The sequence below is a fragment of the Aquabacterium sp. genome (assembly GCF_034003525.1).
Classification (GTDB): Bacteria; Pseudomonadota; Gammaproteobacteria; order Burkholderiales; family Burkholderiaceae_C; genus Aquabacterium.
The window spans coordinates 131,546-157,919 of sequence record NZ_JAVEYN010000002.1 but is presented as its reverse complement, the minus strand read 5'-3'; the positions used below and the strand labels follow the sequence as shown (position 1 = coordinate 157,919).

26 protein-coding genes, 1 tRNA gene and 1 pseudogene are annotated in these 26,374 nt (G+C 66.5%); 15 read left to right on the top strand and 13 right to left on the bottom strand.

Annotated features, from left to right (window positions below):
* Positions 1–59 precede the first annotated feature (59 nt).
* From RBT42_RS02230 to RBT42_RS02190, 9 genes are all read right to left on the bottom strand, one after another.
* The gene (locus RBT42_RS02230; RefSeq protein WP_320362185.1) at positions 60–1,334 is read right to left on the bottom strand and encodes an OmpP1/FadL family transporter; all 1,275 of its coding nucleotides are present in this window, start codon (positions 1,332–1,334) and stop codon (positions 60–62) included.
* 184 nt (positions 1,335–1,518) lie between these two features.
* Positions 1,519–1,971: a hypothetical protein gene (locus RBT42_RS02225; protein WP_320362184.1), complete on the bottom strand. Its 453-nt coding sequence runs from the start codon at positions 1,969–1,971 to the stop codon at positions 1,519–1,521.
* A gap of 168 nt (positions 1,972–2,139) precedes the next feature.
* On the bottom strand, positions 2,140–3,375 hold the full coding sequence (locus RBT42_RS02220) for a hypothetical protein (RefSeq protein WP_320362183.1): 1,236 nt from the start codon (positions 3,373–3,375) through the stop codon (positions 2,140–2,142).
* Positions 3,375–4,127, bottom strand: a complete 753-nt coding sequence (locus RBT42_RS02215) for a hypothetical protein (RefSeq protein WP_320362182.1) — start codon at positions 4,125–4,127, stop codon at positions 3,375–3,377. Before RBT42_RS02215 ends, RBT42_RS02220 begins: the two co-directional genes overlap by 1 nt.
* Before the next feature lie 21 nt (positions 4,128–4,148).
* Positions 4,149–4,712, bottom strand: coding sequence for a hypothetical protein (locus RBT42_RS02210; RefSeq protein WP_320362181.1), 564 nt, complete (start codon positions 4,710–4,712; stop codon positions 4,149–4,151).
* Between the two features lie 7 nt (positions 4,713–4,719).
* On the bottom strand, positions 4,720–4,995 hold the full coding sequence (locus RBT42_RS02205) for a DnaJ domain-containing protein (RefSeq protein WP_320362180.1): 276 nt from the start codon (positions 4,993–4,995) through the stop codon (positions 4,720–4,722).
* Positions 4,992–5,357: an HPF/RaiA family ribosome-associated protein gene (locus tag RBT42_RS02200; RefSeq protein ID WP_320362179.1), complete on the bottom strand. Its 366-nt coding sequence runs from the start codon at positions 5,355–5,357 to the stop codon at positions 4,992–4,994. Before RBT42_RS02200 ends, RBT42_RS02205 begins: the two co-directional genes overlap by 4 nt.
* A gap of 141 nt (positions 5,358–5,498) precedes the next feature.
* A complete protein-coding gene (locus tag RBT42_RS02195) occupies positions 5,499–8,516 on the bottom strand; it encodes an ATP-binding protein (RefSeq protein WP_320362177.1) in 3,018 nt (1,005 codons plus the stop codon).
* Positions 8,489–8,833: a winged helix-turn-helix domain-containing protein gene (locus RBT42_RS02190; RefSeq protein ID WP_320362175.1), complete on the bottom strand. Its 345-nt coding sequence runs from the start codon at positions 8,831–8,833 to the stop codon at positions 8,489–8,491. The genes RBT42_RS02195 and RBT42_RS02190 overlap by 28 nt, the downstream gene beginning before the upstream one ends.
* A gap of 42 nt (positions 8,834–8,875) precedes the next feature.
* On the opposite strand from RBT42_RS02190, the gene RBT42_RS02185 reads away from it, so the two are divergent.
* Positions 8,876–9,481 carry a hypothetical protein gene (locus tag RBT42_RS02185; protein WP_320362173.1) on the top strand — a complete coding sequence of 202 codons (606 nt, stop codon included), beginning with the start codon at positions 8,876–8,878 and terminating at the stop codon, positions 9,479–9,481.
* A gap of 117 nt (positions 9,482–9,598) precedes the next feature.
* Here RBT42_RS02185 and RBT42_RS02180 read toward each other — a convergent pair whose 3' ends face one another.
* Positions 9,599–10,684 (bottom strand): alkene reductase, encoded by a 1,086-nt coding sequence (locus tag RBT42_RS02180; RefSeq protein ID WP_320362171.1) that lies wholly within the window; start codon positions 10,682–10,684, stop codon positions 9,599–9,601.
* A gap of 26 nt (positions 10,685–10,710) precedes the next feature.
* Positions 10,711–11,244 carry a TetR family transcriptional regulator C-terminal domain-containing protein gene (locus RBT42_RS02175; RefSeq protein WP_413785832.1) on the bottom strand — a complete coding sequence of 178 codons (534 nt, stop codon included), beginning with the start codon at positions 11,242–11,244 and terminating at the stop codon, positions 10,711–10,713.
* 296 nt (positions 11,245–11,540) lie between these two features.
* On the opposite strand from RBT42_RS02175, the pseudogene RBT42_RS02170 reads away from it, so the two are divergent.
* The 9 genes and pseudogenes from RBT42_RS02170 to RBT42_RS02130 all read left to right on the top strand — a co-directional run.
* A pseudogene (locus tag RBT42_RS02170) lies at positions 11,541–12,467 on the top strand (bifunctional enoyl-CoA hydratase/phosphate acetyltransferase); the annotation flags it as partial.
* Positions 12,468–12,540: 73 nt separating this feature from the next.
* Positions 12,541–13,743, top strand: a complete 1,203-nt coding sequence (locus tag RBT42_RS02165; protein ID WP_320362166.1) for an acetate/propionate family kinase — start codon at positions 12,541–12,543, stop codon at positions 13,741–13,743.
* 75 nt (positions 13,744–13,818) lie between these two features.
* On the top strand, positions 13,819–14,742 hold the full coding sequence (locus RBT42_RS02160) for a branched-chain amino acid transaminase (protein ID WP_320362165.1): 924 nt from the start codon (positions 13,819–13,821) through the stop codon (positions 14,740–14,742).
* 18 nt (positions 14,743–14,760) lie between these two features.
* Positions 14,761–14,976 carry a zinc-finger domain-containing protein gene (locus RBT42_RS02155; protein WP_320362163.1) on the top strand — a complete coding sequence of 72 codons (216 nt, stop codon included), beginning with the start codon at positions 14,761–14,763 and terminating at the stop codon, positions 14,974–14,976.
* Between the two features lie 90 nt (positions 14,977–15,066).
* A complete protein-coding gene (locus RBT42_RS02150; protein ID WP_320362161.1) occupies positions 15,067–16,896 on the top strand; it encodes a long-chain fatty acid--CoA ligase in 1,830 nt (609 codons plus the stop codon).
* A 69-nt stretch (positions 16,897–16,965) separates the two neighbouring features.
* A complete protein-coding gene (purU, locus tag RBT42_RS02145; protein ID WP_320362159.1) occupies positions 16,966–17,850 on the top strand; it encodes a formyltetrahydrofolate deformylase in 885 nt (294 codons plus the stop codon).
* 11 nt (positions 17,851–17,861) lie between these two features.
* Positions 17,862–18,317 (top strand): YybH family protein, encoded by a 456-nt coding sequence (locus tag RBT42_RS02140; RefSeq protein ID WP_320362157.1) that lies wholly within the window; start codon positions 17,862–17,864, stop codon positions 18,315–18,317.
* Positions 18,318–18,324: 7 nt separating this feature from the next.
* Entirely contained in the window at positions 18,325–19,329 is a 1,005-nt protein-coding gene (locus RBT42_RS02135) for a YheT family hydrolase (protein ID WP_320362155.1), read from the top strand.
* Positions 19,330–19,336: 7 nt separating this feature from the next.
* A complete protein-coding gene (locus RBT42_RS02130) occupies positions 19,337–19,894 on the top strand; it encodes a DUF2946 family protein (protein ID WP_320362154.1) in 558 nt (185 codons plus the stop codon).
* 84 nt (positions 19,895–19,978) lie between these two features.
* On the opposite strand, the gene RBT42_RS02125 is transcribed toward RBT42_RS02130, so the two are convergent.
* On the bottom strand, positions 19,979–20,515 hold the full coding sequence (locus RBT42_RS02125) for a c-type cytochrome (protein WP_320362153.1): 537 nt from the start codon (positions 20,513–20,515) through the stop codon (positions 19,979–19,981).
* A 138-nt stretch (positions 20,516–20,653) separates the two neighbouring features.
* Between RBT42_RS02125 and RBT42_RS02120 the strand changes: the two genes are divergently transcribed.
* The 3 genes from RBT42_RS02120 to mnmH all read left to right on the top strand — a co-directional run bounded on the left by RBT42_RS02120 (position 20,654) and on the right by mnmH (position 23,025).
* Positions 20,654–20,729 (top strand) — tRNA-Arg (locus RBT42_RS02120).
* A 158-nt stretch (positions 20,730–20,887) separates the two neighbouring features.
* Entirely contained in the window at positions 20,888–21,922 is a 1,035-nt protein-coding gene (gene selD, locus RBT42_RS02115; protein WP_320362152.1) for a selenide, water dikinase SelD, read from the top strand.
* Positions 21,922–23,025: a tRNA 2-selenouridine(34) synthase MnmH gene (mnmH, locus tag RBT42_RS02110; protein WP_320362150.1), complete on the top strand. Its 1,104-nt coding sequence runs from the start codon at positions 21,922–21,924 to the stop codon at positions 23,023–23,025. The genes selD and mnmH overlap by 1 nt, the downstream gene beginning before the upstream one ends.
* Positions 23,026–23,037: 12 nt before the next feature.
* Here the strand turns inward: mnmH and RBT42_RS02105 are convergent, their stop codons facing one another.
* Positions 23,038–23,946, bottom strand: coding sequence for a LysR family transcriptional regulator (locus RBT42_RS02105; RefSeq protein WP_320362147.1), 909 nt, complete (start codon positions 23,944–23,946; stop codon positions 23,038–23,040).
* 116 nt (positions 23,947–24,062) lie between these two features.
* Here RBT42_RS02105 and RBT42_RS02100 point away from each other — a divergent pair, with 116 nt between their 5' ends.
* Together RBT42_RS02100 and RBT42_RS02095 are read left to right on the top strand one after the other, a co-directional pair.
* A complete protein-coding gene (locus tag RBT42_RS02100) occupies positions 24,063–25,049 on the top strand; it encodes a 2Fe-2S iron-sulfur cluster-binding protein (protein WP_320362146.1) in 987 nt (328 codons plus the stop codon).
* 57 nt (positions 25,050–25,106) lie between these two features.
* Positions 25,107–26,372, top strand: a complete 1,266-nt coding sequence (locus tag RBT42_RS02095; protein ID WP_320362144.1) for an aromatic ring-hydroxylating dioxygenase subunit alpha — start codon at positions 25,107–25,109, stop codon at positions 26,370–26,372.
* Positions 26,373–26,374: the final 2 nt, after the last annotated feature.

Below are 26,374 nucleotides of genomic sequence, written 5' to 3'. Positions count from 1 at the left end.
CCGGCAGGCCTTGTGGCGGCCTGCCGGTGTGTCAGAGATTGAGGCTCAGAAAGTGAGCGTCAGAACTTCCAGCCATAAGACACGCCGATGATGTCTTCCTTGAGGCGGATGTTGGTCTCACCGTTACCGAAGGCCGTCATCGAGTTGGAGCCCTTGACAGTCTTTTCCAAGGCGTGGCTGTAGTGGGCGCTCCACTCGCTGTTGGCGCTGGCCTTCCAGGTGAAGCCGGCTGTCAGGTGGTCTTGCACCACGCCGGGGGCGAGCACGTTGAAGAAGGTTTCACTCTTGGGGATGGGCTGGGTGGCGTGGCTGTAGCCGGCGCGCAGGGTCCAGGCATCGTTGAGCTGGTGGATCACGCCGAGCTTGACCACCTTGACGTCTTTCCAGCCGAAGCCGGGGCCGTCAGAGTCTCCCAGTTGATTGACGCCCGGCACCAGCTTGCTCAAGGGATTGCCCACCGACTTGACGTCGCTGAGTTCGATCACTTGGTAGTCGAGGCCGAGGGTCCAGTTCTGTGCGGGCTGCCAAGACAGGCCCACGCCGTAGTTGGCGGGGATGTCAAAGCCGCCTTGCTCGGCGAACAGGCCCTTGTACTTGTCGAAGCGACCCTGGATCTTGGAGGCCCAGGTAGCGCCAAGACGCAGTTCAGGCGTGATCTGGCCGATCCAGCCCAGGCGCACACCTGCGCCGTTGGAGGTGTCGGTGCCCTGGTTGTGCACATTGTCTGGAGCTGAACTGAAGCCCGCTTGAGCAAAGGGTGTGAGGCCGCGGATCGAGAAGCGCTGGTGGGCGAGGTTCAGTGCCGCACCGAACACATGGTTTGGCGTCGCCTTCCAGGCCACCGAGGGAGAGATGAACAGCTGCTCCAGATTCATCTTGGTTGGGCCTGCCTCACCAAGGGCGCTGAACGGGCTAGTGTCGTAACTGGTGTTCATGCCACCGTTGCCATACACAGCCAAGCCGAAGCTCAGCTGCGGGTCGATCTGGCGGGTGTAGCCAAACTCAGGGATGAGGAAGAGATCGCGGCCGTCGGCGCTGTATTTGCCATTCAGTCCTGCGCCGTTGCCTGTGATTTCAGAGCTGCGGCTCGGATTGAACAGGTTCACCCCCACGTCCAGACGGTTGCCCGTGAAGGCCGTACCGGCCGGGTTGGTCGCTGCCGTCAGACCATCTTGCGGCAGGGCGATGCCCACGCCAGCGATCGCCTGGGATTTCACGCCGTAGCCATGCGAGAAGTAGCCGTTGGTGGCCAGGGCCGATTGGGGCAGGGCAGCCACGCACAGGGCAGCCAGGGCGGCAGCGCGGAGGGGCGAGGCGGGAAAGAGCTGGGACATGAACGTCATCCTCTGAAGGCTTGTACGGGTACGGGTTGGGGTGTCTGGGGTGTCTGGGGTGCGACTGTACCGACAAACCTTCATGCCACGAACGACGAAATCGCAATGTCCTTATGCGGTGGGTGCATAAGGCGTATTGCGCCAAATCAGAAAAGCGTCAGAGAGGACGACAGGAGTGTGCTCGTCAGGGCTTGGCAGGGCGCTGTTCCTTGGCGAGCAGCTTGTCCACGCGGGCCTGAGCCCGGTTGCGCACCAGGAAGCGCTCCAGGCCGGACACGTCGGCCATCAGTTGGTCGGCCTGCTGGGTGCAGCGGCTCAGGCGGGTGGCCTGTTGGGCTGCGCTCAGCTGGCTCCAGCGGGCTTCGGCAACCTTGAGCATCTGGTCGGCCTCGGGGTTGCGCAAGCCCTTCTTGTAGGCCACGCCGATGAAGACGAAGCCATGCTCGGTGTCTTTCAGGATGGCCTGGTTGCGTGCTTCGGAGGGCGGCTGTTTGAGGTGCTGCACCACGCGGGCCTTGAAGCCGGCCGTGCACTCCGAGGCTTCCTGGAAAAACACGGCATCGGCCGATGGCAGCGCGGCCGTCGCAGAACCCACACCGCTCAGGCTCGCCAGCAGCCCGAGCAAGGCGAGCCTCACGCGAACAGTCAGGCGAGCCGGCACTCGCCCATGCGCGCGCGCCAGCGGCGACGCGCTGGGGGAAGGGTGGGGGAGGAGGCTCGCAAGTCGCATGGCAGGTCGATGAGCAAAGTGGCAGACAGGATCTTCAACGCGGATCATGAGCGCCAGGTGGACAACCTCAGCCTGTCAGCTGGCCTTGACGTGACATTCCCGACGCAACAGTGCCAAGGCGTTCTGGATGCCGTCGTCCACGTCACGGAGCAGGGGCGCACGGGCTTCATCCATGAAACTGTGCCAGAGCTTGAGGTAGTCCGCCTGGTAGGCGGCCGGCGCATGCGTCTGGATGTACTGTTCGGCCAGCTCGGGCTGCCAGCCGCTCTTGCGAATCTTGCGGATCAGCGTGCCGGCCATGCGCTCGGTCAGCAGGGTCTTGGGCGGGCTCTCGGCAGCCACACACAGGAAGAGCGTGAGCAGCGAGGGCTCGTCGTCGTTGCCGGCCGTGATCTTCTTCCAGGTGGCCGAGGCGGTGCGCTCGTGGGCATCGACTTCGGCCAAGCCGCTGTCGAGCCAGAAGTAGCGGCCCATGAAGGCCGGGGTCTGCTGGAACAGCTTGCGGATGGGCGTGGCCGCATCCAGCATCTTGGGCAGGTCGCGCATGACGCTGCGGCGCACGTTTGCCACCACCGGGTGCAGTTCAACGGGCAACTCGGCAGGCACGGTGATGCGGATGCCGCTGGCGTCTTCACCATGGCGCTGGCGCAGCTTGAGCACGATGTGGCCCAGAGCGCGCCAGTCGGGCATTTCGGTGTGGCCGGTGCTCAGCACCAGCAGGGCGGTGCGGATCACCGCTTCGGCCTCGGGGCCGGCGTCGCTCAGCTCGTCTTCGTCCAGGCCCAGGTCTTCAGCCAGCCATTCAGCGGCGGCCATCAGCTGCGCGGCGTGGGTGCGGCGGGCCAGTTCGGCGCGGTACTCGGCCAGCGGGCGCAGCGTCCACTTGGCCAGTTGCGGGATGTGAACGTCGGAGAACTCCTGGCGTTCGTTCATGCCGAAGTGGCTGGTCTGCGGCATCACGATGAGCCGCTTGAGCATGTCCGAGCCGCCTTTGGAGCGCGACAAAAAGCTGTGGTCGCGCAGCGATTCGGCGGCGCGGCGCAGGTCACCGTCGCAGCTGTCTTCCAGGTACAGGCTCACCAGGTTGACGATGCGGTCACGGGCGCGCTCCAGCTCGGGGCGCAGGAACTCGCTGCCGAAGTAGGCGGCGATCTGCACCATGCCCTTGGGCGCGCTGCGGGCGATCTCGTCGAGCTTCGTCTGTGGGATCAGGCCGTGCTGGAGGCCGTACTGCAGGGCCTTCTCGAAGAAGGGCCGCGCGTCGTAGAGCGAGACGCCAGCGGAGGAGGGGGAGGCGGGCGTGTCCGACATCAGATGGCCGATTCTTCGTCCGAGTCCAGCACCACGGTGGTGACGCGGCCGAAATCGGTCTCGCTGGTCTCCACCTTGCTGCGGTCTTCTTCCTCGTCGTCTTCAAACTCGGGGCGACCGGCTTCAAAGGCACGTACCTTGGCGCGCAGAACCAGCAGCATCTCGGTGAACAGGTCGGGGCACTCGTAGCGCATCAGCCAGGCCAGCTCCATCCAGTCCTGGTCGGCGACCTCGTCGTGGTCGAGCACGGGGCGGGCGTAGGCCGAGGCCATCAGCTCGCTTTCGCTGAGGATCTCGCCGTCGTCATCGACCGCATCGAAGCGGCCGGTGCGGGCAAAGGCCTCGACGCGGCTCCACTTTTCAGAGAAGTAGTTGGCCAGGGCTTCGGCCCCGCCTTCGATGGCGGCCAGCGCGTGGAGGAACTCGATCGGGTCGGCGTCTTCCCGGAAGATCACCGAGTTGACCATGCCACGCAGGTGGGTGTGGCTGAGATCCTTGTAGCGCTTTTCGATCACGACGGCGCGGGCGAACTGCTCCGGCGTGATGACGAGGTTGACCACCGATTCCTTCGAGGTGTCGAACTCGCGGATCACGGCCAGCACGTCTTTGGCGGGCAGCTGGTCGAGCACGACGACCAGGGCGCGGTCGCCTTCGGTGTCGGCCAGTTCGGCCAGCGCCGATTCGGCTCCGACGATGTCACCGGCGGCGATCAGGCTCTGGGTCTTGGTGATGAGGGCAAGGTGTTGGGTCATCGCAGGGCGCTCGGCTCGGGGTCAGTCTTTGCGGTCGAAGCCTTGGTCGGCCAGCCAGTAGGCGCCGGCGGCATCGCGGTCGTGCGGGTCGGCCTCGCCGTCATCGTCGTAGCGATCGTCGTCATCACGGTCTTCGCGGTCATCGCTGTCTTCACCGTCGGTGTCCTCGTCGTCGGCAGTGGCGCGCGCGACGGGGCCAGGGCGGCTGTGCATGTACTCGAGGGCCACGGCCAGGGTCATGAACCAGGGGCCAGCGGGCTCGGCCAGGATGGTGTCAACCAGGTCTTGCGCCCAGGGGGCCAACTCCACGGCGTCGGACACGGCGTCCCAGTCGGGCAGGTCGTCGGCATCGCAGCTGAGGAGGTGGTTGAGCACCGCCGGTTGCACGAAACGGAAAGCCTGGTGGAAGACCACGGCCACCATCTCAGGGCTGATCTCGATCATCTTGACGAGGAAGCCCAACTCCTTGCGCTTTTCGGCCAGGCGCTGGCGGAGCACGCCGCGGCCTTCCGAGTCGGAGGTCAGGTCATCAAGTTCGGCCTCGTAGGCCGAGCGCAGTTGGCGGAAAAAGGGAGAAAGGCTCACGTCGGGATCAGATCAGGGGGCGGAAATAGGCTTGCCAGATGTCCTGCGCGGTTGCGAGCGGGTCATCAAGCAGGTTGCGACGGCGATTGTCGTCGTAGGCCTGGCGCTTGTCCGGGTCGGACAGCACGTCGTAGGCCTGTTGCACCGCCCGGAAGCGGGCGGGTGCGTCGGGCGAGGGATTGCGGTCGGGGTGGTGCAGCGCCGCCTGCTGGCGAAAGGCCTTCTTGATCTCGGCCAGCGTGGCGCTGGGTGCCACCCCGAGGGCGGCGTAGTGGTCGCTCATGCGTTGGCGGCGTCGTCGGCTTCCGGCACGGCCAGGGTGGCGTCACGACGGGGGGCGTGCTTTTCCAGGGCGGTGCCCACGGCGCGCTTGAGCTTGTCCATGGCGCCGTGGATGGCCTGGTGGGCGTTGGCGGCATGGTCCTTCACGACCACGGGCTGCAGGCCCTTGACGTGGGCTTCCAGCGTGCAGTGGATGTCGTCCTTGTTGGCCTTGGCGTGGCTGTTGGCGTCGGCCAGGTGGGCTTCCAGGCGGGTGATGTGTTCGCCGAAGCGGTGCAGTTCGTCCTTGGCCAGGGATTCGAGGTACTCGGCGGTACGGACGCCGCCGTCGATGTTCTTGTCGGTGTGCAGCAAAACTTGCATGATCGGACTCACTGGTTCAAGAAAAAGGAAGCCGGGCCCGAGGGCCTGGGGTTGCGTGCGCCGCAGCGTCTGCAACAGCTCAAGTATGGGCCAAATGCTGGGCTGCAAGCCCCAGCCCAGGCGCGGAGCGGTGAGGGGATGTCAGCACCAGGGGGCGCTGGCGTCCAGCAGCGAACTCAGGGCCCGCTCCAAGTGGCCCAGGGCTGGTGCCAGGCTGCCATCGTCGGTGCCGATGGCGTCTTCGACGTCACCGGCCGCGTCCATCACCTCCAGGGCACACAGAAAACCCGCGCTGCTGCGCAGGGTGTGCATGCGCCGGGCGGCCTGCACGCGGTCGCCGGCGTCCAGGTCGGCGCGGGTGCGTGCCACGGCCTCGGCGTACTCGGCCACGAACATCTTGAGCAGGTCCAGGAACATCTCGCGGTCTCCGCCCAGGCGTTGCGAGGCGCGCTTGTGGTCGATGCCTTCGATGTCGGGGAACTCGTGATCCATGTCAGCAGGGGCTTCTGGGGGCGTCGCAGCGAGGGCCGGCTCAGCGGCGGGTACGGGTGTCGGGGTGATCCAGGTGGCGAGCACGAGGGCCATCTGGTCCAGGTCCATGGGTTTGGGCAGCACGTCGTTGGCGCCGGCTGTGCGCGCGGCTGCCTGCTGGTCGTCGCGCACGCCCGCGGTGAAGGCGATGATGGGCAAGGTGCGCAGGCCCAGCTCATCGCGGATCACGCGCGTGGCGGTCAGGCCATCCATCACGGGCATCTGCACGTCCATGAGCACGGCGTCGAAGCCTTGCGGGCGTGTGCGCAGGATCTGCACGGCCTGCTGGCCATCGGCCGCGAGGGTGGCGGTGGCGCCTTCCAGGCGCAGGGCGCGTTCGACCAGGTCGCGGTTCATGGCGCTGTCGTCGACCACCAGCACCTGGGCGCCGACCAACCGTGGCCCGGAGGCCGCCACGGTGGGCGGGGTGCGCTGCGCGGCGATCGCGTCGGCGCTGGCACGCGGCAGCGGCAACTCGAACCAGAAGGTGCTGCCGTGGCCGGCCTCGCTGTGCACGCCGATCTCGCCGTCCATCAGCTCGACCAGGCGTTTGCAGATGGACAGACCCAGGCCGGTGCCGCCAAAGCGCCGGCCGATGCCGCCATCGGCCTGGGTGAAGGGCGCAAACAGCCGGTCGATGGCCTGAGGGGGGATGCCGATGCCGGTGTCGCTCACTTCGAAGCGCAGGCGCAAGTGTTGCTCGGTCTGGTCGCAGACGCGCACGGTGACGCTGACCTCACCGCGCTCGGTGAACTTGATGGCATTGCCTGTGAGGTTGAGCAGGACCTGCTCTAGGCGCAGGCCATCGCCCAGCAGGGGGCCCAGGGGTGTCGGCGGCGCGATCAGGTGCAGCGTCAGGCCCTTGGCCCGGGCGAGCTGGCCCATCAGGCTGTCCAGGCTGGCCAGCAGGCTGGACAGGTCAAAAGGACGTGGCTCCAGGCGCAGCTGACCGGCCTCGATCTTGGAGAGGTCGAGCACATCATTGAGGAGGGCCAGCAGCGACTGGCCGGCCGTGCGGATGCGCACCACCATGTCGCGCTGGTGCTCGGGCAGGGGTTCGCGCTCTAGCACCTGGGCCAGGCCCAGCACCGCGTTCATGGGCGTGCGGATCTCGTGGCTCATGTGGGCCAGGAACTCGCTCTTGGCGGCGTTGGCGGCCTCGGCGGCCTCGATCGCTTCGCGCAGCTCACGCTCGTGGCGTTTGCGCTCGCTGATGTCCTCGACGATAAAGAGGTGGCGCGGCGCATCCGCGGCATCGACCTGGATCGGGGCGCCGATCACGCTGGCCCACACCACCGTGCCGTCGGGGCGGACATAGCGCTTGGTGAAGGTGTGGCTGGCCAGCCGGCCCGCCTTCAAGCTCGCGATGTGCTCCTGTGAGAGGGCATGGTCGTCGGGGTGGGTATAGCGCTGCGGGTCGACGCCGATCAGGTCGTCGGGGGACACGCCGATGATCTTGGTCAGGTGCTGGTTGGCTTCGAGCAGCAAGCCGGTCTGGGAGTCGACCAGGGCGACGCCCAGCGGGGCTTGCTCGAAGATGACGCGAAAGCGCGACTCGGCGAGCTGGCGCGCCCGCAGGGCATGCAACTCCTGCCGTTGGTGGGAGCGCCGCCAGGCGTGGAAGGCCACCGAGCCGACCAGCAGCAGGCCCAGACCCATCACGATGCCGGTGGCCCAGGCCATGTTGCGGATGCCGGCGTAGGCCTCGCGCTCGTCCATTTCGGCCAGCATCAGCCAGGGGGTGCCCTGCACGGCCGAGGCGTAGGCCAGCACGGGCACATCGCGGTAGTCCCGCCCGCCTGACAGGATGCCGCGCTCGCCCTTGGCAGCCCGGCCCGCAGGCAGGTTCGGCGTGTCCAGGGGCTCGGTCAGGGCCAGCTCGGCCTGCGGGCGGTGGCGCAAAGGCGAGACGAAGCGCACCTGGGCGGCGTCGCGCCGCACCAGATAGGTTTCGGCCGTGCGGGTGGGCACGGGCCAGGTGCTGACCAGGGGGTAGAGGGTTTCGTCGGCTCGCCAGCTCAGGTAGGCCACGCCCAGGGGGCCTTGCGGACCCGAGCCGATGGGGGCGAGCACCCCGAAATGCACCTGGCCTTGAGCGGTGCGGTGCAGGTCGACCAGCTCGATGCGTGGGCGGCGCAGGATGTCGGCGATCAGGGCGGTGTGCGGGCCGAGGTCGGCCTGGCCCGCGACGAAGGCCGGTCGCCCTTGAGCGTCGACGGCGGCCAGGCCCTGCCAGCCTTTGACGCGCACGCCCTCACGGGCCACGTTCTGCATCTGGGCCAGCAGCTGTTCGTTGTGGCGCTGGCTGGACAGCCATTGTGCAAAGAGGGCTTCGAGCTGCGAGTGGCCCGAGAAGTTCACGCGCGCATCGGTGCGGATCTCGTCGAGCAGCTCTTCGATCTGCTGGGTCTTCTGCTCGGCGATGACGGTGAGGGTGCGGTGGGTTTCGCGGCGGATTTCTTCGGCCAGCGAGAGGTAGGCGAACACCCCCATGACCGCGATCAGCCCGGACAGCAGCAGCAAAGGCAGCGCCAGACGCAGGCGCTGGCGCAGGGTGTCGGTGACCGTCAAGGTGGTGGCGCTGCGTGGCGCCGCGCCCGTCACGGGCGGGTGGCCTGCACCAGGCACTCTGACAGCTTGTCAAAATGCGTCAGGGCGGCGGAGGTAAGCTCCACCTGCTTGCGGCGAGCGTCCTCGGTGTCGGCCAAGGCGATCCAGCCCTTGGCGCGCATGGACTTCAGGCGCGAATGCAAGGTGGCGGGCGAGCCGAGTTCACTGGTGCCGATCAGGTCTCGCACGCACAAACGCTGCTGCGCCTGGTTGGTGCGGGCCACCAGTTCCAGAATGCGCTCTTCCAGCGGGTCGAGGGGTGCCAGGGTCGGCAGACCCCGCACGGCTTCGGCCAGCTTCAGAAAGCGCAGGTAAATGTCGGCAGGGCGGGTCACAGCGGGGACTTCCTTGTAGGAGGGGTCTGAAGGGCCTGATTTATGATGAATACCCTAGAGCGTATATATTTTATGACAATCCTGTCACGGCTCGGTCTTCACCTGAGCATGATCATGGTTACCTTTGTCGCCTTCTTGACGATGGTGGGGGCGAACCATGCCCTTTTCAAGACGCTCGAATTCATCCCCGGCATCAACTGGGTTTACCTGCCGGCCGGGGTGCGCCTGCTGGCGACCTTGCTGTTTGGATTCTCGGGGGCCATCGGCCTGTTGTTGTCTGCCTGGTGCGTCAATTTCTGGCTTTTCTTCCCGGATGATTTTCCCCGCTCTTTCGTGGGCGGGATCATCGCGGCCGTGGCGCCTTACATCGTGTACGTCATGGCGCGACGTTTTTTTGGCCTGCAAGGCAGTCTGGTCAACCTGACGGCAGGCAAACTGCTGATCTGCATTGTCGTGTATTCCCTGGCCAGTCCCTTGATGCATCACGTCTGGTTTCATTTGCGTGATCCGGCGGGGCATGACTGGTCGGGCTTCTGGGTCATGGCGACCGGTGATTTCCTCGGGTCGGTCGCGGTGTTTTACACCCTCAAGCTGGCGCTCAACCGCTGGATGCCGCCCCGGGCCGCGGGCACGCTGCCTCCTCGTTGAAGGGCAGCGTGCGGGCGAAGGGCGATGACAGCGCGCGTTTCATTATAGAAGATGGAACGGTGCTGTCCGGGTTCCTGACACCGAAACCCCCTGGGCTTGTCTCGGTGCCCGCTGGCGTCAGGCTGGCAGGAAGGGGTAGTCGGTGTAGCCGTGGGCACCGCTGCCACCGTAGAAGCCCGCATCGGCAAACGGCTCGTTGAGCGGCGCGTTTTCCTTCAGGCGGCGCACCAGGTCCGGGTTGCACAGGGCGGGGCGACCGAAGGACACCAGGTCGCCGTGGCCGCTGGCCACCGCGTCTTGCGCCATCGTGTTGGAGTAGCCGTTGTTGACCATCCAGACGCCGCTGTAGAGTTTGCGCAGCGCGTCGTAGTCAAACGGGGCGTTGTCACGCGGGCCGCCCGTGTGGCCTTCGACGATGTGCAGGTACACGGGGTGCAGCTTCTCCAGTTCGCGCACCACGTACTCGAACAGCGGCTGCGGGTTGCTTTCGCTGGAGTCGTTGACCGGCGAGACAGGCGACAGGCGCACGCCCACACGGTCGGCGCCGATCTCGGCGGTGACGGCGGCCATCACTTCCAGCAGCAGGCGGGCGCGGTTTTCGATGCTGCCGCCGTACTGGTCGGTGCGCTGGTTCGAGCCATCACGCAGGAAGGCGTCGAGCAGGTAGCCGTGGGCACCGTGGATTTCCACGCCGTCAAAGCCGGCTTCGATGGCGTTGCGCGCGGCGGTGCGGAAGTCGTTGACCACGCCCGGGATCTCGGCGGTTTCCAGGGCGCGCGGGGTGGAGCAGTCCACCATGCCCTGGCCAGGAACGAAGGTCTTGGCCTTGGGGGCGATGGCCGAGGGGGCCACCGGGGCCTGGCCGTTGGGCTGGTAGGCGGTGTGCGACATGCGGCCCACGTGCCACAGTTGCACATAGATCTTGCCGCCCTTGGCGTGCACGGCATCGGTCACCTTGCGCCAGCCGGCCACCTGTTCGGCGGTGTGCAGACCGGGGGTGTTGGGGTAGCCCTGGGCCGTGGCCGACACCTGGGTGGCTTCGGCAATGATCAGGCCCATGGTGGCGCGCTGGGTGTAGTACTCGACCGTCAGCGGGCCGGGCACGTTGCCGGCTTCGGCGCGGCTGCGGGTCAGGGGGGCCATGACCACGCGGTTGGCCAGGGTGATGGGCCCCAGTTGGAAGGGCTGGAACAGGTCGCTCATGCAAAGGTCTCCGTGGAAAGAAAAAATCAAGGACGCAGGAGGTGGTCGAGCATCAGCGCGACCGTGTCCTTGAGGGCTTGGGTGTGGTGTTCGATCTTCATGCGCAGCAGGGCCCCTTCCCAGGCGTCCCAGAAGAAGGTGGCCAGGGTGTCGGCATCGACGTCGGTGCGCACGCTGCCTTCGGTCTGGGCGCGGCGCAGCAACTCGGCCAGGCGCGCGCGCCAGCCCGACAGGGCCGCGTTGAGCACGGTGCAGCACAGGGCGCTGGTCTCGGCCACCTCGGCGGCGAAATTGCCCACCAGGCAGCCCTGGCAGCCCTGCTGTTCGTGGTGCGCGATGAAGCGCGTGAACACATGGCGCACGGCATCGTGTGCGCCCGGGGGCGCGTCGCTCAGGCAGCGCTCCCAGGCCTCGTCCACCCACTGCGCGTAGTGTTCGATGATGGATGCGGCAAAGGCTTCCTTGCTCTCGAAGTGGTTGTAGAACGAGCCTTTGGGCACGCCTGCCTGGTCGGTGATCTGCTGGATGCCGGTGGCGTGGTAGCCGCAGCGCGTGAACAGCTCGTGGCCTCTGCGGTGAGGCGGCGGGGAATGTCGGTTTTGTCAGCGGTGCGGGCCATGGGTTAAATAATATGACCAGTCGTCTTAAAACGCAAATGAGGGGTACAAGACCGTGGGCGTGGAAGGTTTCTGATGTTTTCCGTCCTATGCTTGTCATCATGACCCTGGAAGATCCGACGCTTCTGTGGCCCTTGGCTTCTGACCCCATGCTCTCTGTGATGACGAACCTTTCTCAGCCTCCCATCGCGCCCGCTGGGGCCGCGTGTCCATCGGGCGCGGATGCTCAGCATCCCAACGACGTGTTCGGTCGCCTGTTCCGTGCCTGCGAGGGCCTGCCGGCCGTGCGCTGTGCGGTGGTCCACCCTTGCGATGCCGATTCGCTGGGCGGGGCCATGGCGGCGGCGCAACGCGGCCTGATCGAGCCGGTGCTGGTGGGCCCGCAGGCCAAAATCCGGGCGGTGGCTCAAGAGGGCGGCTGGGATCTGTCGCCCTGGCGCATCGTGGACACGGAGCACAGCCATGCCGCCGCCGACACCGCCGTGGCGCTGGCGCGTGCGGGCGAGGTGCAGGCCCTGATGAAGGGCAGCCTGCACACCGACGAGCTGATGGGGGCGGTGGTGGCCTCGGCCACCGGGCTGCGCACGGCGCGCCGCGTCAGCCACGTCTTCGTGATGGACGTGCCGGCCTACCCGCGCATGCTGCTGGTCACCGATGCGGCGGTCAACATCGCGCCCACGGTGCGCGAGAAGGCCGACATCGTGCAAAACGCGATCGAGTTGGCGCATGTGCTGGGGGTGCCCGAGCCCAAGGTGGCCATCCTGGCGGCGGTGGAAACCGTCAACCCGGACATGCAGGCCACGGTGGACGCGGCCATGCTGTGCAAGATGGCCGATCGCGGTCAGATCACCGGCGGGCTGATCGACGGGCCGCTGGCCTTTGACAATGCCGTGAACCTGGAGGCGGCCCGCACCAAGCACATCGTCTCGCCGGTGGCGGGGCAGGCCGACATCCTGGTCGTGCCCGACATCGAGGCTGGCAACATGCTGGCCAAGCAGCTGCAGTACCTGGCTGGGGCCGACAGCGCCGGCATCGTGCTGGGCACGCGGGTGCCCATCGTGCTGACCAGCCGGGCCGACTCGGTGCGCATGCGCCTGGCGTCCACCGCAGTGCTCAAGCTGCTGGCGCACGCGCGCACCCAGTCCAAGGCCATTGTGGCGGCGTGAGGGGAGGGCACTCAGCATGACCACCGACGCCATTGCCGTGCTCAACGCGGGCTCGTCGAGCTTGAAGTTCTAGGTGTTCACCGCGCGGATCTTTCGCCACCTCTTCCACGGGCAGATCGAAGGCCTGGGCACCGCGCCACGCCTGAAGGTGGCCAATGTGCGTGGGGAGGTGCTGCTTGACCAGCGCTGGTCGGGCGAGGAAGGCTTCGACCACGAAGCGGCCCTGGCGCACCTGCTCAAAATCATGCCGCAGTTTTTGCACCGCATCGAGGTGGTGGCGGTGGGGCACCGCATCGTCCATGGGGGCGTGGCCTTTCAGGAGCCGGTGGCGCTGACCCCCGCGGTGGTCGAGCAGCTGGCCGAGCTGGTGCCCTTGGCACCGCTGCACCAGCCGCACAACCTCGCCCCGGTGCGCGCCCTGATGAAGCTGGCGCCCCGCGTGCCGCAGGTGGGCTGCTTTGACACGGCCTTCCACACCCACGCGCCCGAGGTCTCGCAACGCTTTGCCCTGCCGCGCGAGTTTCACCACGCCGGCGTGCAGCGTTATGGCTTCCATGGCCTGTCGTATGAATACATTGCCTCGCGCCTGCCGCAGGTGGACCGCCACGCCGCCAAGGGGCGCACGGTGGTGATGCACCTGGGCAATGGCGCCAGCATGTGCGCCCTGCAGCAGGGCCGCAGCGTGGCCAGCACCATGGGTTTCACCGCGCTGGACGGCCTGCCCATGGGCACCCGCTGCGGCAACATCGACCCGGGCGTGCTGCTTTGGCTGATGGACGAGCGCGGCATGGACGCCCGTCAGATCGAAACCCTGCTCTACAAGGAGTCGGGCCTGCTGGGCGTCTCGGGCCTGTCGTCGGACATGCGCACCTTGCTGGCCAGCACGCACCCCGCCGCCCGTGAGGCCATCGATTTGTACGTCTACCGCATCCGGCGCGAACTGGGCTCGCTGGCCGCGGCCCTGGGCGGGGTGGACAGCTTGGTCTTCACGGCCGGCATCGGCGAGCATGCGGCGGCCATCCGGGCGCGCATCTGCCACGATGCCGCCTGGTTGGGTGTTCAACTGGACGAGGCGTCCAACACGGCCGGGCCCGCCGAGCCGGGGCAACCTCATCGCATCAGCCGGGAGGGCAGCCCGGTCACCGTCTGGGTGATCCCGACCAACGAAGAGCTGATGATCGCGCGCCACACCCGTCACCGCGTGCCCGACTTCCGCCAGCGGGGCAGCGAACGCCTGGTGAAGGCGGCTGCAGCGGCCTCTGAGGCATCGGCCTGAGGGCTGCTGGGCGCTACAATCAAAAGTTCGATGAGCGCCACACGGGTGGCGACACCTTTGAGAAGGATTCCCCCCATGTCGATGGACGATCGCGACGGCAAGATCTGGATGGACGGCAAGATGGTGGAGTGGCGCGACGCCAAGATCCACGTGCTGACCCACACGCTGCACTATGGCTGCGGCGCTTTCGAAGGCGTGCGCGCCTACAAGACCGACAAGGGCACCGCGATCTTCCGTCTGCGTGAGCACACCGAGCGCCTGTTCAACAGCGCCAAGATCCTGCGCATGCCCATGCCCTTCACCCTCGACGAGGTGATGCAGGCCCAGATCGACATCATCAAGGCCAACAACCTGGAAAGCGGCTACCTGCGTCCGCTGATCTGGCTGGGCTCCGAGAAGATGGGCGTGAGCCCCAAGGGTGCCAAGGTGCACGTGATGGTCGCCGCTTGGCCCTGGGGCGCCTACCTGGGCGAAGACGGCATGAACCGCGGCATTCGCGTCAAGACTTCGAGCTTCACCCGCCACCACGTCAACATCACGATGACGCAGGCCAAGTCGGTGAGCAACTACACCAACTCCATCCTGGCCAACCTCGAAGCCACCGAAGACGGCTACGACGAAGCCCTGCTGCTGGACACCGCCGGTTTCGTCTCCGAAGGCTCGGGCGAGAACGTGTTCGTGGTCAAGGACGGCGTGGTCTACACCCCCGACTTGTCGGCCGGTGCCCTCAACGGCATCACCCGCAAGACCGTGACCGCGATCTGCAAGGACCTGGGCCTGGAGCTCAAGGAAAAGCGCATCACCCGCGACGAGATCTACATCGCCGACGAGGCCTTCTTCACTGGCACCGCCGCTGAAGTGACCCCGATCCGCGAACTCGACCGCGTGCAGATCGGTTCGGGCTCGCGTGGCCCCATCACCGAGAAGATCCAGTCGGCCTATTTCGACGTGGTCTATGGCCGCAACGCCAAGTACGCCGACTGGCTGACCCTGGTCTGATTGCCAAGGACGCTGAACATGAGCACAAACACTCAGTCTCCCAAAGCCGTCGTGGAAGTGGGCGCGGCCGACCTGCAAGGGCCGGGCGTGGTGTTTTGCCCCAATCCCAAGCAAGCCTTGTGGAGCAACCACCCGCGCGTCTACATTGACGTGGTGGCCACCGGCGAAGGCAAGTGCCCTTACTGCGGCACCGTCTACAAGCTCAAGGACGGCGAGCACGTGCACGGGCACTGAGGTGCCTGGCCGCTGACTGCGCTGCTGCAAGCCCGGGTTCGCCCGGGCTTTGTCTTTTCTGACCCTTTCCGATCCTGCCAGGAACCGACCATGTCCGAGGTGCTCTCCGATCTGTATGCCTTGCAAACCCTGCCCGATCTGCTGGCCTGGCGGGTGAGGCTCACGCCGCAAACGGTGGCCTACCGCCATTTCGACACCGACAGCCAGGCCTGGGTGGCGCTGGACTGGGCGCAGGTGGCGCAGCGGGTGAGCCAGTGGTCGGCCGCGCTGCAGGCGATGGACCTGCCGCAGGGCGCGCGCGTGTCCATCCTGCTGCCCAACGGCCTGGATGCCGTCAGCATCGACCTGGCCACCTTGGCGCAGGGCGGGGCGCCCGTGCCCCTGCATGCCATCGACAACCCAGCCAGCATTGCCTACATCCTGTCGGACAGTGCCGTGTCGCTGCTGGTGGTGCAGAGCGTGAGCCAGTGGCAGGCGATTGCCGGCGTCGGCGCCGACCTGCCCGCGTTGCGAGCGGTGGTGGTGTGCGACAACGCCGTGCCGGCTGCACCGGTCGCGTCGGGTCCGCAGGTGCTGAGCCTGCGCGACTGGCTGGTGGCGGGGCAAGCGGTGGCGGCGATGCCCATCCGCAGTGCCCTGAGCCCGAAGGCCGATGACCTGGCCGCCATCGTCTACACCTCGGGCACCACCGGCAAGCCCAAGGGCGTGATGCTGACGCACCGCAATGTGATGAGCAACGTCAAGGCGGTGATGGCGGTGATCCAGCCGCGTCCCGATGACGTGTTCCTGTCCTTCCTGCCGCTGTCGCACACCTTCGAGCGCACGGCGGGCTACTACCTGCCGATGGCGGCCGGGGCCTGTGTGGTGTACGCGCGCTCGGTGGCGCAGCTGAGCGAAGACCTGCGCAACGTGCGCCCCACGGTGCTGGTGTCGGTGCCCCGCATCTATGAGCGGGTGCAGGCGCGCCTGCAAGAGGTACTGGCCACCTCGCCGTTGAAAGCCCGCCTGTTTGGCTGGACCGAGGCGGTGGGCTGGCGACGCTTCTGCCGCCAGCAGGGCCTGCCAGTGCCCGCTTCTCCGTGGGCAGTGTTCGATGGCCTGGTGTGGCCGCTGCTGGACAAGCTGGCCGCGCAACCCTTGCTGGCGCAATTTGGCGGCCGCCTGCGCGTGGCCGTCAGCGGCGGCGCGCCCTTGTCCCCGGCGGTGGCGCGCTGCTTCCTGGGCGTGGGCATGCCCCTGGTGCAGGGCTATGGCATGACCGAGACCTCGCCGGTGGTGGCCTGCAACCTGCCGACCGACAACGACCCGTCCTCCGTGGGACGTGCCTTGCCCGGCGTGGAAGTGCGCATTGGTGAGAACCGTGAACTGCAGGTGCGCGGCCCCAGCGTGATGAAGGGCTACCTGAACCGCCCGGAAGACACCGCCAAGGTCCTGTCGTACGAGGGTTGGCTGGGCACGGGCGACCAGGCCGCCATCGAAGACGGCCGCATCCGCATCCTGGGTCGGATCAAGGAGATCATCGTCACCTCGACCGGTGAGAAGGTGCCGCCGGGTGACCTGGAGCAGGCGCTGACGGGCGATCCGCTGTTCGAGCAGGCCTTCGTGCTGGGTGAGCAGCGCCCCTTCATCGCCGCCGTGGTGGTGATGAACCCACAGGTGTGGGCGCAGTTGGCGCAGAGTCTGCAGCTGGACCCGAAAGACCCACTCAGCCTGCAAGCGCCCGCCGCGGTGAAGGCGGCCCTCGCGCGCATCCAGCAGGCCGCGGCCAGCTTTCCGCACTATGCGGTGCCCCGCAAGGTGTGCCTGACACTGGAGCCCTGGACCGTCGAGAACACCATGATGACCCCCACGCTCAAGCTCAAGCGCAACAACCTGATGACCCGCTTCGCCGCCGAGATCGAGGGCCTGTATGCGCGTTGATCGCACGTCGAGTGCATCGGGTGCGCGCGCCGCAACCGTCATGCGCCCCGCCTACAATCGTTCTCCATCATGAAGACCACGCACGAATTCGTTCTGACCCTGTCCTGCCGGGACACCACCGGCATCGTTCACGCGGTGTCGGGCCTGCTGTATCAGGCCGGCTGCAACATCATCGACTCGCAGCAGTTTGGCGACGTGCAAAGCGAGGACGGCACCGGGCTGTTCTTCATGCGCGTGCACTTTGCCGCGCCCGACCACCTGGCCGATGCCCGCACGCTCGAGAGCCTGTTCTCGCACGTGCGCGAGCAGTTCCAGATGACGGCGTCCATCCATGCGCTGGCGCGCAAGCCGCGTGTGCTGATCATGGTCAGCAAGCATGGCCATTGCCTCAACGACCTGCTGTTCCGCTGGCGTTCGGGCTGGTTGCCCATCGACATCCCGGCCATCGTTTCCAACCACCCGGACTACGCCGAGCTGGCCGCCAGCTATGGCATCCCCTTCCACCACCTGCCGCTGCCCACGGGCTCGAGCGTCGAGGTCAAGCGCGCGCAGGAGCAGCAGGTCGAAGCCCTGGTCAGCCAGGAAGGCATCGACTTGGTCGTGCTGGCGCGCTACATGCAGATCCTCAGCGCCGAGTTCTGTGGCTTCCTCAAGGGCCGCGCCATCAACATCCACCACAGCTTTTTGCCCAGCTTCAAGGGCGCCAAGCCTTACTATCAGGCGCATGACCGCGGCGTGAAGCTGATTGGTGCGACGGCCCACTACGTGACCGCCGACCTGGACGAAGGCCCGATCATCGAGCAGGACGTGGAGCGGGTGGACCACACCCTGACCCCGGAAGATTTCACCGCCGTGGGGCGGGATGTGGAGTGTGTCGTGCTGGCGCGGGCCGTGAAGTGGCACGCCGAGCACCGTGTGCTGATGAACGGTCACAAGACCGTGGTGTTCAAGTAAGGACGCTTGCCATGAAAGACCCGCGTGCGCTGAAGGCAACCCAGGCCCTGATGACCACGGCCGACGAAACCGAGGCCTCGTTCTACGACGCCATGCGCCACGGTGACGTGGACAAGGTGATGGCCTGCTGGGCCGACGACGAGGAGATCGCCTGCGTGTCGCCGGGTGGTCCGCGCACGGTGGGCACGGTGGCGGTGCGGGCGGCCTTTGCGGCCACGCTGGCGACCGGGCCGGTGCACATCACCATCGAGCATGTGCGCAGCATGGAGAGCGCCGTGTGCGCGGTGCACCATGTGACCGAGAAGGTGCAGGTGATGAGCACCGAGGGCCTGCAGACGGCGTTCGTCATCGCCACCAATGTGTACCTGCGCACACCGCAGGGCTGGCGCATGGTGGCCCACCACGCGAGCGCCGGCATGCCGCAGGACCTGCCGGACATCTCCGAGCCGCGCTCGACCCTGCACTGAGCCGGCCATGCTGCACTACCAGGCACCGCGCTGGCTCAAGGGCGCCGGGGCGTTGGGTGGCAATGTCCAGACCATCTGGCCGGCGCTCTACAGCCACCCGCGTGCCGATCAGGTGAGCGAGGCGGTGCGCTATCGGCGCGAGCGCTGGGACACGCCCGATGAGGACTTCATCGATGTGGACTGGCTGGTGGCGCCCTCGGGTGCGCCCCCCCTGCGGCCCTTGCTGGTGCTGTTCCATGGCCTGGAGGGCTCGTCGCAAAGCCATTACGCACGTGCCTTTGCCCACTGGGCACAGGTGCAGGGCTGGGACTATGTGGTGCCGCACTTCCGGGGCTGCTCAGGCGAGATGAACCGCACCGTGCGGGCCTACCACTCGGGGGACCACGAGGAGCTGGACTGGGTCCTGCGCCGCCTGGCCTTGCGCCACACCGGGCCGATGCTGGCCGTGGGTGTGTCCCTGGGGGGCAATGCCCTGTTGCGCTGGGCGCAGGAGGCGGGCAGCCAGGCGGGGTCGGTGGTGAAGGCGGTGGTGGCGATCTCGTCGCCCGTGGACCTGACTGCGGCCGGGCAGGCGCTGGGGCGGGGCTTCAACCGCCACGTCTACACCCGCATGTTCATGCGCACGCTCAAGCCCAAGGCGCTGCTGAAGGCGCGCGCCCACCCGGGCGTGGTGAAGCTGGACGCCCTGCTGGCGGCGCGGGATCTGTACGAATACGACAATGCCTACACGGCCCCGGTGCATGGCTTTGCCAACACCGAGGACTACTGGCAGCGTGCCTCGGCCAAACCGGGCCTGCGTGCGATGCGCGATGTGCCGGCCCTGGTGCTCAATGCCCGCAATGACCCGTTTGTGCCGGCAGCGAGCCTGCCGTGCCCGCATGAGGTGGGGCCGGCGGTGACGCTGTGGCAGCCGGACGAAGGCGGGCACGTGGGCTTTCCGCAGGGGCGCTTTCCCGGCCATGTGGCCGACCTGCCGCGCGCGGTGGGCCGCTGGCTGGCCCAACATTTGTGAGGACGTCATGGACGACATCGTCAAAGCCGCCATGTTGAAGTGGCCTAATGTGCCGAACTGCTACGGCTGGCTGGCGCTGGACGCGCGCGGCGACTGGTATCTGCGCGACGCCCCTACCCAGGCGGCCGGACCGTTTCCGCAGATCAAGGGCAGCCTGATCGAGCACGAGAAGTTCAAGGCCTTCATCCACCGCAACTATCTGGCTGATGAACGCGGGGCCTGGTTCTTCCAGAACGGCCCCCAGCGGGTGTACCTGCAGCTGGAGCTGGCACCCCTGGTACTGGGCGTGCGGCGCCTGTCGGCCGGTGAGCCCGACCCGCACGGTAGTGGTTTTGAGGTGCAGGCCCACACCGGGCAGGACGTGGGCAAGGTGCAGTCGTGCTGGCTGGACGAGCACGGTCGCCTGTACCTGCTGACCGACACCGGGCTCGGCGTGGTGCGTTCCATGGACATGGCGACGGCCGCCGATGCGGTGGCCGCTGGTGTGTGGGGCGAGCCTCAGGAGATCGCGTTCGCCGACATGCCAGCCCGGTTTGGCTTTGTGCGCGAGCCGGCACCGGTGTGATCGTCCTGATGGGCGGGTTTCAGCGAACACACCATGAAAAAAGCCGGCTGCAAGAGCCGGCTTGATCGATCAGCGTGAAGACGCTCAGGGGGCCGATGCGGCCTCGGCAGCGGGGGCTGCAGGCTCTTCGAACTTGGCGCCACCGGCGTTGGCCATGAAGGCGGCAGCGCGGGTGATTTCCAGGTCGCTCATGTCGCCGCCGCCTTGCGCAGGCATGGCGTTGAAGCCCTTGATGGCGTGGGTGGCCAGCGTGGCCAGGCCTTGACCGATGCGACCACCCCAGGCGGCGGCATCGCCGAACTTGGGGGCGCCCAGCATGCCGGCGTCGTGGCAGGCGGCGCACTGTGCCTTGTAGGCCTCTTCACCCGAGCGCGGGCCGGCGTTGGCCGAGGCCAGTTTGATCTGCACGGTGCCCACGGGCATGATACGGTCGGCCGTGGCTTGGGCGCTCAGGGCGTCGGTGCCAGCGGCCTTCTGGCTGTGCGACGACACGTACATGACCAGCAGCGCAATGATGGCCACCGGGATGATGAACGCAGCCGCCACGGCAACCATCAGTTGCTGGGGGGTGCTGATCGGGCCTTGATGACCGGACTCTTGGGTTTGGGGCGCTTGGCTCATGGGGTGTTCAGGAGGCGCTGGTTAGTGAGGGGGTGACGTCAGACCGGCAAGACCGGCCATCTGAAAGGGACATTATAGGTCGAGCACCGGCTTGTACGAAACGCACCCACACAGACCCCTGCTAGAATCCGACATGTTGCGCCCGTAGCTCAATGGATAGAGTACTGCCCTCCGAAGGCAGGGGTTGCTGGTTCGATCCCAGCCGGGCGCGCCAACCGTGTCAGCATGTCAGCCACCTTCCGGGTGGCTTTTTTGCGTCTGGCGGGCCCGCAGCAGGCCACACTGCCGGGGAGGTGGCTGTCTCGGGCGAGCCCCGTCCAGAGCGCCCATTGCTACAGTACACGACCGTTGTCCTTCTTGAGAAAGCCCCCGATGTCCGAGCCCATTCGCCTGACCCAGTACAGCCACGGAGCCGGTTGCGGCTGCAAGATCAGCCCCAAGGTGCTGGACGTGATCCTGGCGGGCAGCGGGGCCCAGCATCTCGACCCCAAACTGTGGGTGGGCAACGCCTCGCGCGACGACGCCGCGGTGTATGCGCTCGATGACGAGCGCGGCGTGGTCTCCACCACCGACTTCTTCATGCCCATCGTCGATGATCCGTTCGACTTTGGCCGCATCGCCGCCACCAACGCGATCAGCGACATCTACGCCATGGGCGGCGACCCTTTGATGGCGATCGCCATCCTGGGTTGGCCGGTCAATGTGCTGCCGCCTGAGGTGGCGCGCGAGGTGGTGCGCGGCGGGCGGTCCATCTGTGACGAGGCGGGCATCCCGCTGGCCGGCGGCCACTCCATCGACGCGCCCGAGCCGATTTTTGGGCTGGCCGTGACCGGCGTGGTCGAGAAGCGCCACCTCAAGCGCAACGACACGGCCACGGCAGGCTGCCGTCTGTATCTGACCAAACCGCTGGGCATCGGCATCCTGACCACGGCCGAGAAGAAGGCCAAGCTGCGCCCGCAGGATGTGGGCCTGGCGCGCGACTGGATGTGCACGCTCAACCGCGCGGGCAGCCGTTTTGGCAAGCTGGCGGGTGTGAAGGCCATGACCGATGTGACGGGCTTTGGTCTGCTGGGGCATCTGGTGGAGATGGCCGATGGCAGTGGGCTCAGCGCCTGGGTTGAGGATGCGGCGGTGCCGCGTCTGCCGGGCGTCGAACACTATCTGGCCGAGGGCTGTGTGCCGGGCGGCACCGGTCGTAATTTCGACAGCTATGGCGAGAAGGTGGCCCCGATCACCGAGGCGCAAAAGCAGCTGCTGTGCGATCCGCAGACCAGTGGCGGGCTGCTGGTGGCCGTCACGCCAGACGGGGAGGCCGAGTTTCTCGCGGTGGCGACCGAGCTGGGCATGAATCTGCAGTCGATCGGGCAGTTGACCGAGCGACAGACCTTCGCGGTCGAGGTGCGTTGATGGCTGCCAGTACGGCGCTCAACCGGGACGACTACCGCGCCATCTTCCTCAACGACGTCCCAATGATGGACGTGCGCGCGCCGGTGGAGTTCGCCAAGGGGGCGTTCCCCGGCGTGGTCAACCTGCCGCTGATGAACGACGCCGAGCGCCAGGCCGTGGGCACCTGCTACAAACAGCAAGGCCAGCAGGCGGCCATCGAGCTGGGACACCGCTTGGTGTCGGGCGCACTCAAGGCCGAGCGCATCGCGGCCTGGGCGCGCTTTGCGCGGGCGCATCCCGATGGCTTGCTGTACTGCTTCCGTGGCGGCCTGCGTTCGCAGATCGTGCAGCAGTGGCTGGAGAGCGAGGCAGGCATCGTCTACCCGCGGGTGATCGGCGGCTACAAGGCGATGCGCGGCTTCCTGATCGAGACGCTGCAGCACGATGTCGCGCAGTCTCGTTTTGTGGTGCTGGGAGGCTTGACGGGCTCGGGCAAGACCGAGTTGCTGAACCAGTTGCCGCACAGCCTGGATCTGGAGGGGCACGCCAACCACCGGGGCTCGGGCTTTGGCAGCCGTCCCACCGGACAGCCGGCACAGATCGATTTCGAGGACGCGCTGGCGATTGACGTGCTCAAGAAGCGTGCGCAAGGCCATGCCTGTTTTGTGGTTGAGGACGAGGGCACCCACATCGGCCGCTGTTCGGTGCCGCTGGCGTTGCGGCAGACCATGGCGCAGGCCCCGCTGGTGTGGCTGGAGGTGCCGTTTGCCGAGCGCGTCGAGCGCATCCTCAGCGACTATGTGGTGGCGCAGCAGGCCGACTTCGTGGCGGTGTACGGGGAGGGGCAGGGGGAGTCGGCCTTCCGTGAGCACCTGCTGGGCAGTCTGGCCAAGATCGCGCAGCGGCTGGGCGGTGAGCGCTACCAGCGTCTGCAAGCCATCATGCAATCTGCCTTGGCCGCACCGGGTGCAGGCGATGTGGACCTGCACCGCGAGTGGATCGAGGCGCTGCTGCAGGGCTATTACGATCCGATGTACGCCTTTCAGCGACAAAAGCATGCGGCGCGCATCGTGTTCGCGGGCGGCGCGTCGGACGTGCTGGCCTATCTGCGCGCGCAGGGCTGAGACCCGCGCCGATCAGGCGTCGGCAAACATGTCGAAGATGAGCTGACGCATCCACATGATGGCCGGGTCGCGGTTGAAGCGTGCGTGCCAGAACAGGTTGATCGCGATCTCGGGCAGGGCGGCCGGATGCGGGCTGGACATCAGGCCCAGGGGCTTGTGCTGTCGGGCGGCGAAGCGCTCGGGCACGGTGGCCACGAGGTCGGTGGTCTGCAGCACGTGGCCCACCGCAATGAAGTGCGGCACCACCAGGCGGATGTCCCGCTGGATGCCCAGCCGCTCCAGCCACAGGTCCACCTCGCTGTGTCCGGTGTTGGGCGAGGCGATGCCCACGTGCTGGCAGGCACAGAAGTCCTTGATGCTCATCTTCTTTTTGCCGGCCATCGGGTGGCCCTGGCGGAACAGGCACACATAGGGGTGGCGAAACAGGCGGCGCTGGAAGAAGCCGGCTTGCAGATTGGGCAGCAGGCCCAGGGCCAGGTCCACGCTGCCGGCCTCCATGTCTTCCTTCAGGTTGGCGCTGTGCGGACGCAGGGTGCTGATGCGGATGTGGGGCGCCAGTCGCGCCAGCGTCTCCATCAGCGGCGGCATGAAGTAGACCTCGCCGATATCGGAGATGGCCAGGGTGAAGGTGCGTGTGCTGGTCAGCGGGTCGAAGTCGCTGCGCTGGCTGAGCGCGCTCTGGATCGCATTGAGCGCATAGCCCACCGGTTCGGACAACTGCATGGCAAAGGGCGTGGGCTCCATGCCGCGCGAGGTGCGGGTGAAGAGCTCGTCTTTCAGCAGCGTGCGCAGGCGCTTGAGCGCATTGCTGACGGCCGGTTGGGTCAGGTCGAGTTTGTCAGCCGCGGCGGACACGCTGCGATCGAGCAGCAGCTGGTGAAAGATCACCAGCAGGTTCATGTCGATGTCGCGCAGGTTCATGGTTATCCCTGTGTATTCACCGTGGTGATTTTACCTATCAGGTTCAGTTCATTTACTGATATCTCCGAGATCCACAGAATCGCGCTCAGTCACAGCTTTGTCATGAACTGGCACCCATGGAACTCGTCGTACAACCGAACAACCTCCACCTCTCTTTCGAGAGTGGCCAAAACCTGCTGGAGGTTCTGAACGCCAACGGTGTGCCGGTGTCCTACAGCTGTATGTCGGGCCGTTGCGGCACCTGCCGCTGCAAGGTGATCGAGGGCGATGTGCGCGACAGCGGTCCGGAAACAGGCCGTCCGCCCGTCAATGGCGAGCGCTATGTGCTGGCCTGTCAGTCGGTGCTGAGCGAGTCCTGCACCATCGAGATTCCCGAGATGGACGAGGTGGTTGTGCACCCGGCGCGCATCGTCAAGGGCACTGTGGTGTCGATTGAAGAGGCCACGCACGACATCCGCAAGATCCGCGTCAAGCTGGCCAAGCCGCTGTCGTTCTCGCCAGGGCAATACGCCACCTTGCAGTTCACGCCCGAGCACATCCGCCCCTACTCGATGGCCGGTCTGCCGGACGACGCCGAGATGGAGTTCCAGATCCGCAAGGTGCCCGGTGGTCGCGTCACCGAATACGTGTTCGACCAGCTGGCCGTGGGCTCGGCCATCCGCATCAGCGGCCCCCTGGGCACGGCCTACCTGCGCCGCAAACACACCGGCCCGATGCTGTGTGTGGGCGGGGGCACGGGCCTGGCGCCGGTGCTGTCCATCGTGCGTGGCGCGCTGGCGTCGGGCATGGACAACCCCATCCACCTGTACTTCGGCGTGCGCAGCGCGCAGGACCTGTACGACGTCGAGCGCCTGCAGGAGCTGGCCGCCCGTCATCCCAATGTGCGCGTGCACATCGTGGTCGCCGTGGGCGAGGCGCCGGCGGGCATGCGCTCGGGCCTGGTCACCGATGCGATCGAAGCCGACCTGGCGAATCTGCAAGGCTGGCGCGCCTACCTGTGTGGCGCCCCCGCGATGGTCGAGGCCCTGAGCCTGTTGGTGAACCGGCTGGGCCTGGACCCGAACCACGTGCACGCCGATGCCTTCTACCCCAGCGGCATCTGATGCCGGCTGCGCTTGAACCCCACAAGACCCCTACAACCTGTTTGAGGAGCCCCACCGATGAATGAGCAGAGCAACGTGTTTCCCCAGGACCCGACCTGGGAAGGTGAGGGCACCAGCCGTGTGCCGTTCTGGGCCTACACGCGCGAAGACCTGTACAAGAAGGAACTCGCGCGCCTGTTCTATTCGGGCCACTGGTGCTATGTGGGCCTGGAGGCCGAGATCCCCAACCCGGGTGACTACCGCCGCACGGTGATCGGCGAGCGCTCGGTCATCATGGTGCGCGACCCCGATGGCAGCATCAACGTGGTCGAGAACGTCTGTGCCCACCGTGGCATGCGCTTTTGTCGCGAGCGCAGCGGCAAGGCGGCCAAGGACTTCTTCTGCCCCTACCACCAGTGGAACTACAGCCTCAAGGGTGACCTGCAGGGCGTGCCCTTCCGCCGCGGTGTCAAGCAAGACGGCAAGGTCAATGGCGGCATGCCCAAGGACTTCAAGCTCGAAGACCATGGCCTGACCAAGCTGAAGGTGGCCGTGCGCGGTGGCGTGGTGTTCGCCTCGTTCGACCACGACGTCGAGCCGCTGGAAGAGTTCCTCGGCCCCACCATCCTGCATTACTTCGACCGCGTCTTCAACGGCCGCAAGCTCAAGGTGCTGGGCTACCGTCGTCAGCGCATTCCAGGCAACTGGAAGCTGATGCAAGAGAACATCAAGGACCCGTACCACCCCGGTCTGCTGCACACCTGGTTCTCGACTTTCGGCCTCTGGCGCGCCGACAACAAGTCCGAGCTGAAGATGGACGCGCAGTTCCGTCACGCCGCGATGATCTCGACCCGCGGCCAAGGCGGCAAGAACGAGGAAGTGGTCAGCGGTGTGGACAGCTTCAAGGACCAGATGAAGGTCAACGATCCGCGTCTGCTGGACATCGTGCCCGAGCCCTGGTGGGAAGGCCCGACCGCCGTGATGACCACGATCTTCCCGAGCGTGATCATCCAGCAGCAGGTCAACAGCGTCTCGACCCGCCACATCCAGCCCAACGGCCATGGCTCCTTCGACTTCGTGTGGACCCACTTCGGCTTCGAGGATGACAGCGAGGAGATGACCCAACGCCGCCTGATCCAGGCCAACTTGTTCGGCCCCGCCGGCTTCGTGTCGGCCGACGACGGTGAGGTCATCGAGTGGTCGCAGGAAGGCTTCGAGCAAAAGCCCGCGCACCGTACGGTGCTGGAAATGGGTGGGCACGACATCGGCGACACGGACCACATGGTCACCGAAACACTGATCCGCGGCATGTACGCCTACTGGCGCAAGGTGATGGGGGAATAAGA